The organism is Streptomyces sp. SID5785, assembly GCF_009870065.1.
GTDB lineage: Bacteria > Actinomycetota > Actinomycetes > Streptomycetales > Streptomycetaceae > Streptomyces.
Genome location: NZ_WWIA01000204.1, coordinates 1 through 14,623, shown reverse-complemented (window position 1 = coordinate 14,623; position 14,623 = coordinate 1). Strand labels below are relative to the sequence as shown.

At 69.9% G+C, this 14,623-nt stretch carries 13 protein-coding genes; 12 read left to right on the top strand and 1 reads right to left on the bottom strand.

From position 1 onward, the window contains the following. The 12 genes from GTW43_RS06065 to GTW43_RS06010 all read left to right on the top strand — a co-directional run. Positions 1-1,251, top strand: a 1,251-nt coding sequence (locus GTW43_RS06065; protein ID WP_161300584.1) for an AGE family epimerase/isomerase, incomplete at its 5' end; no start/stop codon positions are given. Continuing rightward, positions 1,248-1,589, top strand: a complete 342-nt coding sequence (locus tag GTW43_RS06060; protein WP_161300583.1) for an STAS domain-containing protein — start codon at positions 1,248-1,250, stop codon at positions 1,587-1,589. The genes GTW43_RS06065 and GTW43_RS06060, both read left to right, overlap by 4 nt. Further along, the gene (gene glgX / locus GTW43_RS06055; protein WP_161300582.1) at positions 1,586-3,724 is read left to right on the top strand and encodes a glycogen debranching protein GlgX; all 2,139 of its coding nucleotides are present in this window, start codon (positions 1,586-1,588) and stop codon (positions 3,722-3,724) included. The genes GTW43_RS06060 and glgX overlap by 4 nt, the downstream gene beginning before the upstream one ends. Positions 3,725-3,741: 17 nt before the next feature. Beyond that, complete coding sequence (locus GTW43_RS06050; RefSeq protein ID WP_161300581.1) at positions 3,742-4,053, top strand: anti-sigma factor antagonist; 312 nt, start codon at positions 3,742-3,744, stop codon at positions 4,051-4,053. Between the two features lie 14 nt (positions 4,054-4,067). Further along, positions 4,068-4,556, top strand: a complete 489-nt coding sequence (locus GTW43_RS06045) for an ATP-binding protein (RefSeq protein ID WP_161300580.1) — start codon at positions 4,068-4,070, stop codon at positions 4,554-4,556. A gap of 11 nt (positions 4,557-4,567) precedes the next feature. After that, entirely contained in the window at positions 4,568-5,818 is a 1,251-nt protein-coding gene (locus GTW43_RS06040) for a SpoIIE family protein phosphatase (RefSeq protein WP_161300579.1), read from the top strand. A gap of 47 nt (positions 5,819-5,865) precedes the next feature. After that, positions 5,866-6,633, top strand: coding sequence for a MinD/ParA family protein (locus tag GTW43_RS06035; RefSeq protein ID WP_161300578.1), 768 nt, complete (start codon positions 5,866-5,868; stop codon positions 6,631-6,633). 53 nt (positions 6,634-6,686) lie between these two features. Continuing rightward, the gene (locus tag GTW43_RS06030; RefSeq protein ID WP_161300577.1) at positions 6,687-8,750 is read left to right on the top strand and encodes a maltotransferase domain-containing protein; all 2,064 of its coding nucleotides are present in this window, start codon (positions 6,687-6,689) and stop codon (positions 8,748-8,750) included. Then, a complete protein-coding gene (glgB, locus tag GTW43_RS06025; RefSeq protein ID WP_161300576.1) occupies positions 8,747-10,930 on the top strand; it encodes a 1,4-alpha-glucan branching protein GlgB in 2,184 nt (727 codons plus the stop codon). The genes GTW43_RS06030 and glgB overlap by 4 nt, the downstream gene beginning before the upstream one ends. A 27-nt stretch (positions 10,931-10,957) precedes the next feature. Further along, positions 10,958-11,443 carry a cation:proton antiporter regulatory subunit gene (locus tag GTW43_RS06020; protein WP_161300575.1) on the top strand — a complete coding sequence of 162 codons (486 nt, stop codon included), beginning with the start codon at positions 10,958-10,960 and terminating at the stop codon, positions 11,441-11,443. A gap of 4 nt (positions 11,444-11,447) precedes the next feature. Next, positions 11,448-12,695: a cation:proton antiporter gene (locus tag GTW43_RS06015; protein WP_161300574.1), complete on the top strand. Its 1,248-nt coding sequence runs from the start codon at positions 11,448-11,450 to the stop codon at positions 12,693-12,695. Between the two features lie 249 nt (positions 12,696-12,944). Continuing rightward, entirely contained in the window at positions 12,945-13,934 is a 990-nt protein-coding gene (locus tag GTW43_RS06010; RefSeq protein WP_161300573.1) for an SMP-30/gluconolactonase/LRE family protein, read from the top strand. 75 nt (positions 13,935-14,009) lie between these two features. On the opposite strand, the gene GTW43_RS06005 is transcribed toward GTW43_RS06010, so the two are convergent. Continuing rightward, on the bottom strand, positions 14,010-14,623 hold a 614-nt coding region (locus GTW43_RS06005), incomplete at its 5' end, for an MFS transporter (RefSeq protein ID WP_161300572.1).

Genomic DNA, 14,623 nt, shown 5'->3' with positions numbered 1-14,623 from the left:
TACACCGACGAGAACGTCGTGTACTGGTACCACGGCCTCAAGGTCGACGGGGACGTGGAGACCAAGCTGTTCACCTCCGAGTTCTCCGACGACTACGACGCGCTGCCGGCCTACGAGCAGATCTACGCGCTCGCCGGGCCCGTGCAGACCTACCGGGTCACGGGCGATCCACGGATCAAGGCGGACGCCGACGCCACCATCCGGCTCTTCGACCGCTTCTACCTGGACTCCGAGCAGGGCGGCTACTTCTCGCACATCGACCCGATCCTGCTCAGCCCGGACCACGCCTCCCTCGGCCCCAACCAGGCGCGCAAGAACTGGAACTCGGTGGGTGACCACGCGCCCGCCTACCTGATCAACCTGTACCTCGCCACCGGCGAGCAGCGCTATGCGGACATGCTCGAGTACACCTTCGACACGATCGTCGAGCGCTTCCCCGACCTGAAGAACAGCCCGTTCGTGCAGGAACGATTCCACCGGGACTGGACGCCCGACACCACGCATGGCTGGCAGCAGAACCGGGCGGTGGTCGGCCACAACCTGAAGATCGCCTGGAACCTGGCGCGGATGAACTCCCTGCGCCCCAAGGACGTCTACCTGGACACGGCCGTGGCGCTCGGGGAGTCCATGCCCGAGATCGGCAGCGACCGCCAGCGAGGCGGCTGGTACGACGTGGTCGAGCGCGTCAAGGTGGACGGCGAGGAGCGCTTCCGCTTCACCTGGCACGACCGCAAGGCCTGGTGGCAGCAGGAACAGGCCATCCTCGCCTATCTGATCCTGCACGGCGTCACCGGCCGGCTGGACTTCCGTACCGAGGCGCGCGACGCCCAGTCGTTCTACAACGCGTTCTTCCTCGACCACGACGAGGGCGCCGTCTACTTCAACACCCTGGCCAGCGGTCTGCCCTACCTCCTGGGCGTGGAGCGGCTCAAGGGCAGCCACTCGATGTCGATGTACCACTCGGCCGAGCTGTGCTACCTGGCGGCGGTGTACAACAACCTGCTGGTGAACGGCAGCCCCATGGACTTCTGGTTCAAGCCGGACCCCGAGCAGATCCCCGACCGCGTCCTGCGGGTCGCCCCCGACCTGCTGCCCGCAGGCTCGGTGCGCATCGCGTCCGTGGAGATCGACGGCGTGGAGCACACCGACTTCAACGCCCAGGCCCTGACCGTACGGCTGCCCGACACCTCGGGCCGTGTCAAGGTCCGGGTCCGGCTGAAGGGCGAATCCCGCACGGAGGTGAAGGGATGACGGTCAAGGTCAGCTCGCACGAACGCGCCGGCCGCACGGTCGTCGCGCTGGAGGGCGAGATCAACTCCACCACCTCCGGCGGACTCCAGGCCCAGCTGCTGCCCCTCGTCACGCAGGGCGCGGCCGTCCTGATCGACCTCACCGGAATCTCCTACATCTCCAGCGCCGGGCTGCGCACCCTGCTCATCGTGCACCGCCACGCGCAGCAGCTGGAGGCGGGGATCACCCTGGTCGGCCTCTCCGAGGAAGTCTCCTTCGTCATGTCCGCCACGGGCTTCCTGGACTTCTTCCGGGTGGCCGAGGACCTGGACGCCGAGCTGGAGCGTGCGGACCGATGAGCACCCCTGACATCCGCGAGCGGGTCGACGCCTTCCCCACGCACCGGATCGGCCCCTACCGGGTCAGGGCCGGTCGGCCCTTCCCCTACGGCGCCACGCCGGTGGCCGGCGGGGTCAACTTCTCGGTCTACTCCGACGGCGCCACCTCGATGAGCCTCGTGCTCTTCGAGCGTGGCGCCACCCGGCCCAGCGCCGAACTGGAGTTCCTGCCCCAGTTCCGCATCGGCAGCGTGTACGCGATGACGGTCTTCGGACTCGACACCGAGAACCTGGAGTACGGATTCCGGGCCCAGGGCCCCTTCGACGTCGCCCGCGGCGACCGCTTCGACGGCACCAAGGTCCTCAGCGACCCCTACGCGCGCCTGATCTCGGGGCGCGAGGTGTGGGGCCGGGAGCCCGACTGGGACAACGTCTACCACTACCGCGCGCAGGTCCTCGACGACGACTTCGACTGGGGCGACGACCGGCCCCTGGGCATCGCCGCCGAGGACCTGGTCATCTACGAGACACACGTGCGCGGCTTCACCCGGCACCCGTCCTCGGCGGTGTCGGCGCCGGGCACCTACGCCGGCCTGCGCGAGAAGATCCCGTACCTCCAGGAGCTGGGTGTCAACTGCCTCGAGCTGCTCCCCGTGTTCGAGTTCGACGAGCTGGACAATCCGCGCGCCGATCCGGTGACCGGCGAGCGGCTGTACAACTACTGGGGCTACAACACGGTCTCGTTCTTCGCCCCCAAGGCCGGCTACGCCGCGACCGGCCCCTTCGGCATGCAGGCCGACGAATTCAAGACGCTGGTCAGGGAGTTGCACCGAGCCGGCATCGAGGTGGTCCTCGACGTCGTCTTCAACCACACGGCCGAGGGCAACGAGCAGGGCCCGACCATCTCGTTCCGCGGGCTCGACAACGCCACGTACTACATGCTCACGCCGCAGGGCGAGTACTACAACTTCAGCGGCACCGGCAACACCGTCAACTGCAACCACCCCGTCGTGCGGGACTTCGTCCTGTCCTGCCTGCGGCACTGGGTCGCCGAGTACCACATCGACGGGTTCCGCTTCGACCTCGCCGCCATCCTCGACCGGGCCCCTGACGGAACCCCGCTGCCCAACCCGCCGCTGCTCGAACAGCTCGCGCACGACCCGGTCCTGCGGCACACGAAACTGATCGCCGAGGCCTGGGACGCGGCCGGCCTCTACCAGGTGGGCCACTTCCCCAACTACGGGCGCTGGTCCGAGTGGAACGGCAAGTACCGCGACACCGTGCGGCGATTCGTCAAGGGCGAGCCGGGCCTCGTCGGTGAGCTCGCCACCCGTATGGCGGGCTCACCCGACCTCTACCAGGGCCGCACCTCCAGCGCGTCGGTCAACTTCGTCACCGCGCACGACGGATTCACCCTCTTCGACCTGGTCTCCTACAACGACAAGCACAACGAGGCCAACGGCGAGAACAACAACGACGGAGCCAACGACAACGACAGCTGGAACTGCGGGGAGGAGGGGCCCAGCACCCTCGCCCACGTCCGCGACCTGCGGATGCGGCAGATGAAGAACCTGCTGACCATCCTGTTCATGAGCCAGGGCATCCCGATGATCCTGGCCGGTGACGAGGTCGGCCGCACCCAGCTCGGCAACAACAACACCTACTGCCAGGACAACGAACTGTCCTGGTTCGACTGGGACCTGCTGGAGACCAACGCCGAACTGCTGGACTTCACACGGAAACTGATCGCGTTCCGGCACGCCCACCCGGTGCTGCGCACGAGCGAACACCCCACCGGCACCGACCGGGTCGGCAGCGGCCTTCCCGACGTCAGCTGGCACGGCGTCCAGGCCTGGGCCCCGGACTGGGCCGAGCACGGCAGGGTCCTGGCCCTGCTGCGCTGCGGCCGGCACGCCAAGGGCGGCAGCGTGCGGGACGAGCACGTGTACGTGGCCGTGAACGCCCACTGGGAAGGCCACGACCTGGAGCTTCCCGACCTGCCCGGCGACCAGGGCTGGCACCTGTTCGCCGACACCGGCGCCCGTGCCCACGCCGTGGGCGAGGAGCCCCGGCTCGAGCACCCCGGGCGCTATCACCTGGGCCCCCACTCCGCGGTCGTCCTCGTAGGACGTGCCGACCACCCGACGACCGGCTGATGCGAAGGAGTACCACCATGACGTTCGACGTGCAGATGAGGATCAACGACAACGTCGCCACCATCAAGGTGACAGGCGATCTGGACGCGGCCACCGCCGGCTCGTTCCACGACACGGTCAGCAGGGCGGCCGACGCGGGCGCCGTGGAGCTGGTCATCCGGGCCGAGAAGCTCGACTACCTCTCCAGTGCGGGCCTGCGCTCCCTGGTCTTCGCCCGCCAGAAGATGGGCGAAGGAGTCCGTGTCGCCGTCGTGGGCGCCTCCGACCCCGTGGCCCGCACCATCCGGCTCGCCGGATTCGACCGCAGCATCGATCTCGTGGACGCCTGAAGGGACGCACCGAGATGACGTTCGACTTCGAGGCCGCAGGGGCCGCCAAGGCAGCGGACGTCGCTCAGGCATCGCAGAGCGGCCGAGCGAACGCGCTCCGACTTCCCGCGGTGATCGACGCGCTGGAGCTGGTGTCCGACTTCGTGGTGGACCTGGGGAAGCGCGCCTGCCTTCCGGAGAGTTCCCTGTACCGACTGCGTCTCGCCGCCGACGAACTGGCGACCAACATCGTCCTGCACGGATACGGCGGCGAGAGCGGCGAGATCACCGTCGACGGCGGCATCGACCCGGGCGATGTGTGGGTCAGGTTCCAGGACGACGCCCCCGCCTTCGATCCGCGCCAGGGCATGCGCGAGCCGGCCCTCGACGTGCCCCTGTCGGAACGGGAGGTCGGTGGCCTGGGCGTCTTCCTGGCGTTCACAGCAGTGGACACCTTCGAGTACGAGCTCGTCGCGGGGCGCAACGTGAGCACCCTCGTGATGCGCCGTCCGGCAGTGGAATAGACGAGGCGGAGATGGCGCAGACGAACGTCCTGATCCTGGATGAACACCGAAACGTACCGGACGGCCTGGCCAAGGCCCTGCACGCGGTGGGGGCCGAGACACATGCCCGCACCCCGGGCGAGGTCCTGGCGGCCTCGCGCGGCCGGATGCCGGAGGTGACGGCCGTGCTCGCCCATGCCACCCTGTCGCCCCACACCGTCAGATCGGTGACCCGGCGCCTGGCCGACGAGGGGCAGCAGCCCACCGTGGTGGCCTTCGCGGAACACGACCTGCACCTGCTGGACGACCATGTGCGCGCAGGCTCCGACTATCTGCTGCCGCCCTTCCACCCCGTCCTGGTCGAGGCCCGGCTGCGCGACTGCCACCAGCACGCCGAGCTCAACCGCAACATCGAGGAAGTCGCCGCGCATGCCGAACTGCTCAGCTACGAGCGGGAGCTGGAGATAGGCCGGGAGATACAGCTGGGGTTCCTGCCCGAGTCGCTGCCCAGCCCCGACAACTGGGACATCCGCGTGCGGTTCCGGCCCGCGCGCACGGTGGCCGGCGACTTCTACGACGTCTTCGAGCTGGTCAACCGGCGCCGCCTGGCCCTCGTCGTGGCCGATGTGTGCGACAAGGGGGTCGGCGCCGCCCTGTTCATGGCGCTCATCCGCTCCCTGCTGCGGCACACGGCGGAACAGAGCGGTCTGCAGAACCTCATCGCGGCGGACCTGATGGGCGAGGACCCGGGCGGTGCCGAACACACCCGGGCCATCCCGGTCGTCGGCGCCACCCCGCTGCTGAACGCGGTGGTCGGCACCAACAGCTACCTGACACGCAACCACATGAAGCAGGGCTACTTCGCCACCATGTTCTTCGGCGTCCTGGACCCTGTCACGGGCAACCTGGTCTACATCAACGGCGGTCACAACCCGCCGGTCCTGATCAGCGGCAGCGGCGCCGCACCCGAGCTGCTCCAGCCGACGGGACCGGTCATCGGGGTCATGCCCGACGTGACCTTCTCCCTGGGCTACGCCCACATGAGCCCGGGGGACACGCTGTTCATCTACACCGACGGAGTCACCGAGGCCCGCTCCGAGACCGGGAGCTTCTTCGGAGAGGACCTCCTCGTCGAGCAGCTGACCGAAGCCACCCTGCACAGCGAGGAACTCCTCGACCACATGGACGGCGCGCTCAGCGACTTCGTGGGCCAGGCGGAGCAGTCCGACGACATCACCATGCTGGCCGTGCACTGGAAGACACCGACAGCAGCGGCCGACTGACCACGCACCGCCGACGCTGTCGCCCCCCAATCCGTCAGGTGGAGAACATGTCGCAGATCATCACGGTGCACTCCTACCGAGGAGGCACCGGCAAATCCAGCACGGCCGCCAACCTCGGCCTGCTGCTGGCCTCGTCGGGCCTGCGCGTCGCCCTGGTGGACACCGACATCCAGACTCCGGCGCTGAACGTGATGTTCGGCGACATCACGATCCCCGCACGACGGTCACTGACCGACTACCTCATCGGCCGCTGCGAGATCGAGGACGCCGCCTACGCCGTCGACCAGAGCGCGGGGCACGAAGGGCTCTTCCTGATCCCGGCCAGGAGCCAGAGCACCGGAGTCAACGAGATCATGGGCCGCGGCTACGACGTCGGTCTGCTGCGGGAGGGCTTCGACCGGCTCATCGACACACTGGCCCTCGACGTTCTCCTGCTCGACACGCACGCCGGCTTCAACAACGAGACCGTCACCGCGATGGCGAGCTCCGACGCTCTCGTCGTCGTCACCCGGGCCGACCGACTCGACCTCGCCGGTGCCCGGGAGACCACGGCTCTGGCCGGCCGTCTCGGATTCGGTGCCCTGAGCGTCGCCGTGAACATGGCTCCTCAGGGCGCCGTGAGCGAACGGATGATCGGGGAGGTCGAGAGCGCCTACCGCACCCGGATCACCACCGTCCTGCCCTACGCGCCCGAGATGGCGCAGATCGCCGGCGAACGGGTCTTCGCCACGGCCTACCCGCACCATCCGCTGGTCTCCGGATTCCGCCGCATCATCTCCGACGTCAGCAACGGCACGACCGCGATCCGCCGCTGACCCACGCTCCGCCACCGACCACACCGCCGCACCTCCCAGGAGGCACGATCCCTATGAAGGGCAAGCCCATGCAGCGCGACGCGACGCGCTCGGCCGCCGGAGCACGTATGGGCCGCATTCCCATCGTGGACGTGGCGCCACAGATCAACGACGCCGTCGGTGGCCGCATCCCCGCCCGCGCCGTGCCCGGCGAGGAGTTCGCCGTCAGCGCGACCGTCTTCCGAGAAGGCCACGACGCGGTCGGCGCCGGCGTCGTCCTCACCGATCCCGACGGCCACGCGGGGCCGTGGGTCCCCATGCGTCTGGTGGCCCCCGGCACGGACCGCTACACGGCCTGGGTCACCGCCGGACGTCAAGGCGAGTGGACCTATCGCGTGGAGGCCTGGAGCGACCCCTGGGCGACCTGGCGGCACACCGCCGAGATCAAGATCCCGCACGGAATCGACACCGACCTCGTCCTCCAGGAGGGCGCCCTGCTCCTCGAAGAGCTGGCCGCCACGCACCCGGCCGACGAGGCGGCCCTCCTGACGGACACGGCCCGACTGCTGCGCGACGGGCGCCTGGCCGCCGAGGAACGCCTCGCAGCCGCCACCGCTGCCCCCGTCACCGCCCGGATCGCCGGCCGTCCCCTGCGCAGGCTGCTGACCCGGTCCGCGGAACACCCCCTGCGCGTGGACCGCCCCCGCGCCCTGTACGGCGCCTGGTACGAGTTCTTCCCCCGCTCCGAGGGAGCCACCGTGCCGGCCCCCGTCGAAGGGGTGCCCCAGCCGCCGCGGCCGGGCACCCTGCGCACCGCCGCCAAGCGGCTGGAAGGCGTGGCCGACATGGGGTTCGACGTGGTCTACCTCCCGCCGATCCATCCCATCGGCACCACCCACCGCAAGGGCGCCGGCAACACGCTCGAAGCAGGACCGCACGATCCGGGATCACCCTGGGCGATCGGCTCGCCCGACGGCGGCCACGACGCGATCCACCCCGACCTGGGAACCCTGGAGGACTTCGACCACTTCGTGGCCCGGGCCGGTGAACTGGGCCTGGAGATCGCCCTGGACTTCGCCCTGCAGTGCTCACCGGACCACCCCTGGGTCACCGAGCACCCCGAGTGGTTCTCCCGGCGGGCCGACGGCTCGATCGCCTTCGCCGAGAACCCGCCGAAGAAGTACCAGGACATCTATCCCCTCGACTTCGACACCGACCCCGAGGGGCTGCACACCGAGTGCCTGCGCATCCTGCGGCACTGGACGGACCACGGCGTGCGCATCTTCCGTGTCGACAACCCGCACACCAAGCCCGTCGCGTTCTGGGACCGGCTGATCAGCGCGGTGCACGCCACCGATCCGGACGTCCTCTTCCTCGCCGAGGCATTCACCCGCCCGGCCATGCTCCACGCCCTGGCCCGCGTCGGCTTCCACCAGTCCTACACCTACTTCACCTGGCGCAACTCCAAGGAGGAGGTGGAGAGCTACCTGCGTGAGCTGGCGGGCCTCGACGGCGAGGAGAGCGCCGCGTACCTGCGCCCCAACCTGTTCGTGAACACCCCCGACATCCTCAACGCCTACTTGCAGTACGGCGGCCGCGCGGCCTTCGCGGCCCGCGCGGTGCTCGCCGCGACGGCAGGACCGACCTGGGGGATCTACGCCGGATACGAACTGTACGAGAACGTGCCGATGGGGCCCGGCAGCGAGGAGTACCTGGACTCCGAGAAGTACCAGCTCCGCCCCCGGGACTGGGCCGGCGCCGAGTCCGCGGGTGATTCGCTCGCCCCTCTGATCACGGCGCTCAACGACATCCGGCGCGCCCACCCGGCCCTGCACCAACTGCGCAATCTGCGGCTGCACCGCACCGACAACGACGCGGTGATCTGCTTCTCCAAGCGCGTCACCGCGGGCGAGCGCGACGACTGGGTCGTCGTGGTGCTCAACCTCGATCCGCACGAGACGCGTGAGGCCACCGTGACACTCGACCTGCCCGCGCTCGGCATGGAGCGCTCCGAGGCGTTCACGGTGCGCGACGCCCTGTCGGGCGAGACCTACCACTGGGGCCGTGACAACTACGTACGCCTCGACCCCCGCCACCGAGTGGCCCACATCCTCACGGACGGGACTTCGCAGTCGTGACCACCGCACAGCGTCCCACCGCCCTGGCCGCCACCCACCTCAAGCGGCTCACCACGGGAGAGATCAGCGATCCGCACGCCCTGCTCGGACCCCACGCCACAGCCGAGGGCGTCACGATCAGGGTGCTGCGCCCGCTCGCCGACCAGGTGTGGCTGACCACGCCGTCCGGCGAGCCACTGGCCGAACTCGCCCACCAGGGCGGGGGAGTGTTCGCCGCCGTACTGAACCGGACCGAGGTCCCCGACTACCGGGTGCGGGCCCACTACGGCCGTCAGGTGCACGTGTACGACGACCCCTACCGATTCCTGCCCACCCTCGGCGAACTCGACCTGCACCTGATCCGCGAAGGCCGGCACGAGCAGCTGTGGCAGGTGCTCGGAGCGCGCGTCACCGAGCACCCGTCCGGGTGGGGCACCTCCACGGGGACCGCGTTCGCGGTCTGGGCCCCCAACGCCCGCGCGGTGCGCCTGACGGGCGACTTCAACCACTGGGACGCACGGGCCCACCCGATGCGCTCGCTGGGCGCGAGCGGAGTGTGGGAGCTGTTCGTCCCCGGCGTCGGCGAGGGCTGCCGGTACAAGTACGAGATCCTCACGCCGGACGGCCGCTGGATCCAGAAGGCCGACCCCCTGGCCGCATCGGCCGAGACGGCACCCGGCACGGCCTCCGTGGTCTTCCGCTCCCGCCACACGTGGAACGACGACGCCTGGATGGCCCGGCGCGCCGAGTACACGGCCGAGTCCTCGCCCATGAGCGTCTACGAGGTGCACCTGAGTTCCTGGCGGCCCGGCCTGGGCTACCGCGAACTCGCCACCGAACTGCCCGCCTACGTCAAGGCCCTGGGTTTCACGCACGTCGAGTTCATGCCGGTGGCCGAACATCCCTTCGGCGGCTCCTGGGGCTACCAGGTGTCCTCCTACTACGCCCCGTCCGCCGGCCTCGGCAGCCCCGACGACTTCCGCGCCCTCGTCGACGCACTGCACCGGGCCGGCATCGGCGTCATCGTCGACTGGGTCCCCGCGCACTTCCCCAAGGACGACTGGGCCCTGGGCCGCTTCGACGGCACCGCCCTGTACGAACACCCTGATCCGCGCCGTGGTGAACACCCCGACTGGGGGACCTACGTCTTCGACTACGGCCGCAACGAGGTGCGCAACTTCCTCGTGGCCAACGCCGTGTACTGGTGCGAGGAGTTCCACATCGACGGTCTGCGCGTGGACGCCGTCGCCTCCATGCTCTACCTCGACTACTCGCGCCCCGAGGGCTCCTGGCTGCCCAATGTGCACGGCGGCCGCGAGAACCTCGAAGCGGTCGAGTTCCTCCAGGAGATGAACGCCACCGTGCCCCGGCGCTGCCCGGGGGCGGTGACGATCGCCGAGGAGTCCACCGCCTGGGACGGCGTGACCCGGTGCACCGACGACGGCGGACTGGGCTTCGCCCAGAAGTGGAACATGGGCTGGATGCACGACTCGCTGTCGTACATGGCCGAGGACCCCGTCCACCGGCAGTACCACCACCACGCCATGACCTTTCCGATGGTGTACGCGTACGCGGAGAACTACACCCTGCCCATCAGCCATGACGAAGTGGTGCACGGCAAGGGCTCGCTGCTGACGAAGATGCCGGGCGACCGCTGGCAGCAACTGGCTAATCTGCGGGCCTTCCTCTCCTTCATGTGGGCCTTTCCCGGCAAACAACTCCTGTTCATGGGGCAGGAGTTCGCCCAGGACACCGAGTGGTCCCACGAGCGCGGCCCCGACTGGTCGCTCCTGCGCCACGCCCCGCACCGTGCCGTGCGTGACCTGGTGCGCGACCTCAACCGCCTGTACCTCGACGACCCGGCCCTGTGGAGCCAGGACACCCGGCCCGAAGGATTCCGCTGGATCGACGCGGACGCGGCCGAGGACAACGTCTACTCCTTCGTGCGGTACACCCCCCGGGGCACGCCGCTGGTGTGCGTCTTCAACTTCCAGCCCACAGCCCGGCACGGCGTCGCTCTGGCGCTGCCCGAGGCGGGCCGCTGGACCGAAGTGCTCAACACGGACGCAGCGCAGTACGAAGGCTCCGGGGTCACCAACGGCGAGCCGATCCACGCCGTCGACCAACCCCTCCAGGGTCTGCCGGCCAGCGCGAGGGTGACGTTGCCCCCGCTGGGCGGCGTGTGGCTCCGCAAGCAGTGACGCACCCCGCAGCCCGAAGGAGACACCATGCCCGCTCCCCGCCTCAGGACCACCCCCCTGCCCGGAATCGGTGTGCAGTACGAGCTCACCACACGGCGCCACGACACCCTGTCGGTGATCGCGCACCGCGACCGTCGCCGCACCCTGAACGTGCACCATGACGACGACCCGGACTCGTGCGGCCTCTCGCTGGCGCTGACCGCGGCGGAGGCCCTGTCCCTGGCCGACGCGCTGCTGCCCAGCCACAACAACCCGAACCTGCTGCACACCAGTGACTTCGGGCTCATCGCCGAACAGATCACGATCACCGGCACCTCGTACTGGAACGGCCGCACCCTGGGCGAGACGCACATGCGCACCGACACGGGCGCCTCCATCGTGGCCGTCATGCGGCGCTCCCACGCGATCCCCTCGCCGACCCCCGACTTCCGGCTGCACGGCGGAGACATCGTGATCGTCATCGGCACCCGGGAAGGCGTCGACCACGCCCACGAGATCATGGAGCGGAGCTGATCACATGCACTCCGCGGTCTTCCTGATCGAGTTCGGAGCGGTCGTCCTCGTCCTCGGCCTGCTCGGCCGCTTCGCCGTGCGCCTCAAGTTCTCGCCCATCCCGCTCTACCTGCTGGCCGGGCTCCTCTTCGGTGCGGGGGGCGTCGTCCCGCTGGCCGGCAGCGAGGAGTTCATCGAGGTCGGCGCCGAGATCGGGGTCGTACTCCTGCTGCTGATGCTCGGCCTCGAGTACACGGCCGGCGATCTCGTCGGCCACCTGAAGACCCACGCCCGCGCGGGCGGCGTCGACTTCCTCCTCAACGCGTTGCCCGGAGCCGCCGCGGCACTCCTGCTGGGCTGGGGGCCGGTGGCCGCCGTCGTCCTGGCCGGCGTCACGTGGGTCTCCTCCTCCGGCGTCATCGCCAAGGTGCTCGGCGACCTGGGACGGCTCGGCAACCGGGAGAGCCCGGTGATCCTGAGCATCCTCGTCCTCGAGGACCTCGCGATGGCGATCTACCTGCCGATCCTGACCGCGGTCCTGGCCGGGTCGGGCTGGCTGGCGGGCGGCCTCACCCTCGCCATCGCGCTCGGTGCGGTCGGCACCGTCCTGCTCGTCGCCGTGCGCTACGGGCGCGTCATCTCCCGCTTCATCTCCAGTGACGATCCCGAGAAGCTCCTGCTCGTCGTGCTCGGCACCACGCTCCTCGTGGCAGGTGTCGCACAGCAGCTACAGGTCTCCGCGGCCGTGGGCGCGTTCCTCGTGGGCATCGCCCTGTCCGGGGAGGTGGCCGAGAACACGCACCATCTGCTGATGCCGCTGCGGGATCTGTTCGCCGCGGTCTTCTTCGTGTTCTTCGGCCTGAGCACCGACCCGAGCACCATCCCCTCGGTGCTGCTGCCCGCCTTCGTGCTCGCGGTGCTCACCCTCCTGACCAAGGTCGCCACCGGCTACTGGGCCGCCAGACGCTCCGGCATCGCCGAACGCGGCAGGTGGCGGGCCGGGGGCGCCCTGGTCGCGCGCGGCGAGTTCTCCATCGTCATCGCCGGCCTGGCCGTCTCGGCCGGCGCGGTCGACCCCTCGCTCGGCCCGATGGCCACCGCCTACGTCCTGCTGCTGGTCGTCCTGGGCCCGCTCGCGGCCCGCTTCACGGAACCGGTCGCGCAGCGGGTCATGACGTGGCGCGGCAAGGACTATCCCGCGACGGCCTCCCGGCGCCCCGCTGTGCTGTCCCGGGCGGTGGAGCAGGAGCCGTCCGTCGCGGCGAGCGACTGACGGAACGACCGAAACGGAACCCGACGTACCATCCGGAACGCCGTGCGCCACGTTCGAAAGTCGCGCTCTTTCGGCCAGTGATCGTGCGCCGCTGTCGCCGGCGCCGACACCTGGTTGATCTGGCGCTTTCCCTCTTCCGCCCCTGCGGCGAGGCCCATCGGGTCTCCGCCGTGCGGGCGGAATCGGCCTAGGGTCCTCGACGCCCGCCCCGGTCCTGTGGCGGGCTCACCTTCACGGAGAAGAGGACCCATGCTGCTCACCGCTGCCCGCCGCCGGATCACCGCCTGTGCTCTGGCCCTCGCCTGCGCACTCGTCGACGTCGCCCTGGCGCCGGTCACCGACGCGCACGCAGGCGCAGAAGCCCTCACCGTGGCCCGGGCCATCGCACTGCCCGGCAACCAGGCCTACCCGGAGAGCATGGCCACGGACCCGGCGACCGGCGATCTGTACATCACCTCGTTCGGCACCGGAGCCGTCTACCGGGCCCGCGCCGGACAGACCGAGGCGGAGACCTTCCTGCCCGCGGGCACCGACGGCCGGACCCAGGCCATGGGCACCACGGTGGACCGCCACGGCCGGCTGTGGGTCGACGACGCGAGCGGAGTGACCGTGTACGACACGGCCGACGGCACACGCCTGGCCCGCTTCGTCAGCCCGACCCCGGGCGACTCGCTGCTCGACGACATCGCCCTGACGCCGGACGGCACCGCCTACGTCACCGACTCGCTCCTCCAGCTCGTCTACCGACTCCCCGCAGCCACCATCGAGGACACCATCGCCGCCGCGGGAACCGCCACGTTGGACGTCGGCTTCGACCTGAACAGCGTCGTCGCCGAGCACCCGGTCGGGGCCATCACCCTCAACGGCATCGAGTCGGACGCCGACGGCACCTACCTCATCACCGCGGACATGACGTCCGGCGAGCTGTTCAGACTCGAGCCCGCCACCGGGGGCATACGCAAGATCACCGTGAGCGGCGGCGCTCTGCTCTCCGCCGACGGTCTGCTGTGGGAGAAGGACCAGCTGTGGGCCGCCCAGTTCGCCTCGGACGGGGTCACCAGAGTCGCCCTCTCGGCCGATCGCACGACCGCGACCGTCACCGCCCAGGTCAGCGACGGAGCGCTCCAGCACCCCACGGCCCTGCTGCGCCTGGGCGGATCCCTGCACGTGCTGCGCTCACAGTTCGGTTCCGCCACCCTCGACCTGCCGTTCTCCGTCGCGAAGGTGAGCGGCGTCTGACACCGTCACAGCCCGCTGCCTCGCGCGTCCTCGAACGCGCGGGAGCGGGCTGTGACCGAGCGGGTGGTACGGGGTTCAGCCTCCGGCGACGACCGGGGCGCTGTCGCTCTCGGCAGCGCTCTGTGCGACCGGGCCGGCGACCGGGGCAGGAGCGGAAGGGACCTTCAGGAACCGGGTCGCCCACACGGCGGGCAGTGCGATCACCGCGAAGACCAGAGCGGTCAGGGGGACCTCCTCGATCCCGAAGGAGGCCAGGGCCCAGCCGCCGATCGCGGCACCCGAGGCCACCCCCACGTTCGCCGCCGAGGCGCCGAGCGTGGCGGCCAGATCGGCGCCCTGGCCCGCGAGGGAGATGACGCGCAGCTGAAGCGCCGGCGTGACACCGAACCCGACCACACCCCACAGCGCCAGCGCGACCCCGACCAGCGGCTTGCTGTCGCCGAAGACATACAGGCCCGCCAGACCCACGACGAGGACGGTGTTGCCCACGAGCAGCGTCCGCGAGGCGTTGACATCGGCGAACCGCCCGCCGGCGAACGTGCCGATCGCGCTGAACACACCGAAGATCATCAGGAAGACGCTCACCAGGGCACCGTCGATGCCGGTCACATCCTCCAAGTACGCCGCCAGATAGGTGAAGGCGATGAACTGCGAGCCCATGAGCAGCACTTGGGCGGCCAGCATCGCCA

Coding starts and splice junctions, on each gene's coding strand:
- GTW43_RS06020 (WP_161300575.1), top strand. CDS start 10,958: ATGCCCGCTCCCCGCCTCAGGACCACCCCCCTGCCCGGAATCGGTGTG.
- GTW43_RS06030 (WP_161300577.1), top strand. CDS start 6,687: ATGAAGGGCAAGCCCATGCAGCGCGACGCGACGCGCTCGGCCGCCGGA.
- GTW43_RS06050 (WP_161300581.1), top strand. CDS start 3,742: ATGACGTTCGACGTGCAGATGAGGATCAACGACAACGTCGCCACCATC.
- GTW43_RS06010 (WP_161300573.1), top strand. CDS start 12,945: ATGCTGCTCACCGCTGCCCGCCGCCGGATCACCGCCTGTGCTCTGGCC.
- GTW43_RS06060 (WP_161300583.1), top strand. CDS start 1,248: ATGACGGTCAAGGTCAGCTCGCACGAACGCGCCGGCCGCACGGTCGTC.
- GTW43_RS06015 (WP_161300574.1), top strand. CDS start 11,448: ATGCACTCCGCGGTCTTCCTGATCGAGTTCGGAGCGGTCGTCCTCGTC.
- glgX (WP_161300582.1), top strand. CDS start 1,586: ATGAGCACCCCTGACATCCGCGAGCGGGTCGACGCCTTCCCCACGCAC.
- GTW43_RS06040 (WP_161300579.1), top strand. CDS start 4,568: ATGGCGCAGACGAACGTCCTGATCCTGGATGAACACCGAAACGTACCG.
- GTW43_RS06045 (WP_161300580.1), top strand. CDS start 4,068: ATGACGTTCGACTTCGAGGCCGCAGGGGCCGCCAAGGCAGCGGACGTC.
- GTW43_RS06035 (WP_161300578.1), top strand. CDS start 5,866: ATGTCGCAGATCATCACGGTGCACTCCTACCGAGGAGGCACCGGCAAA.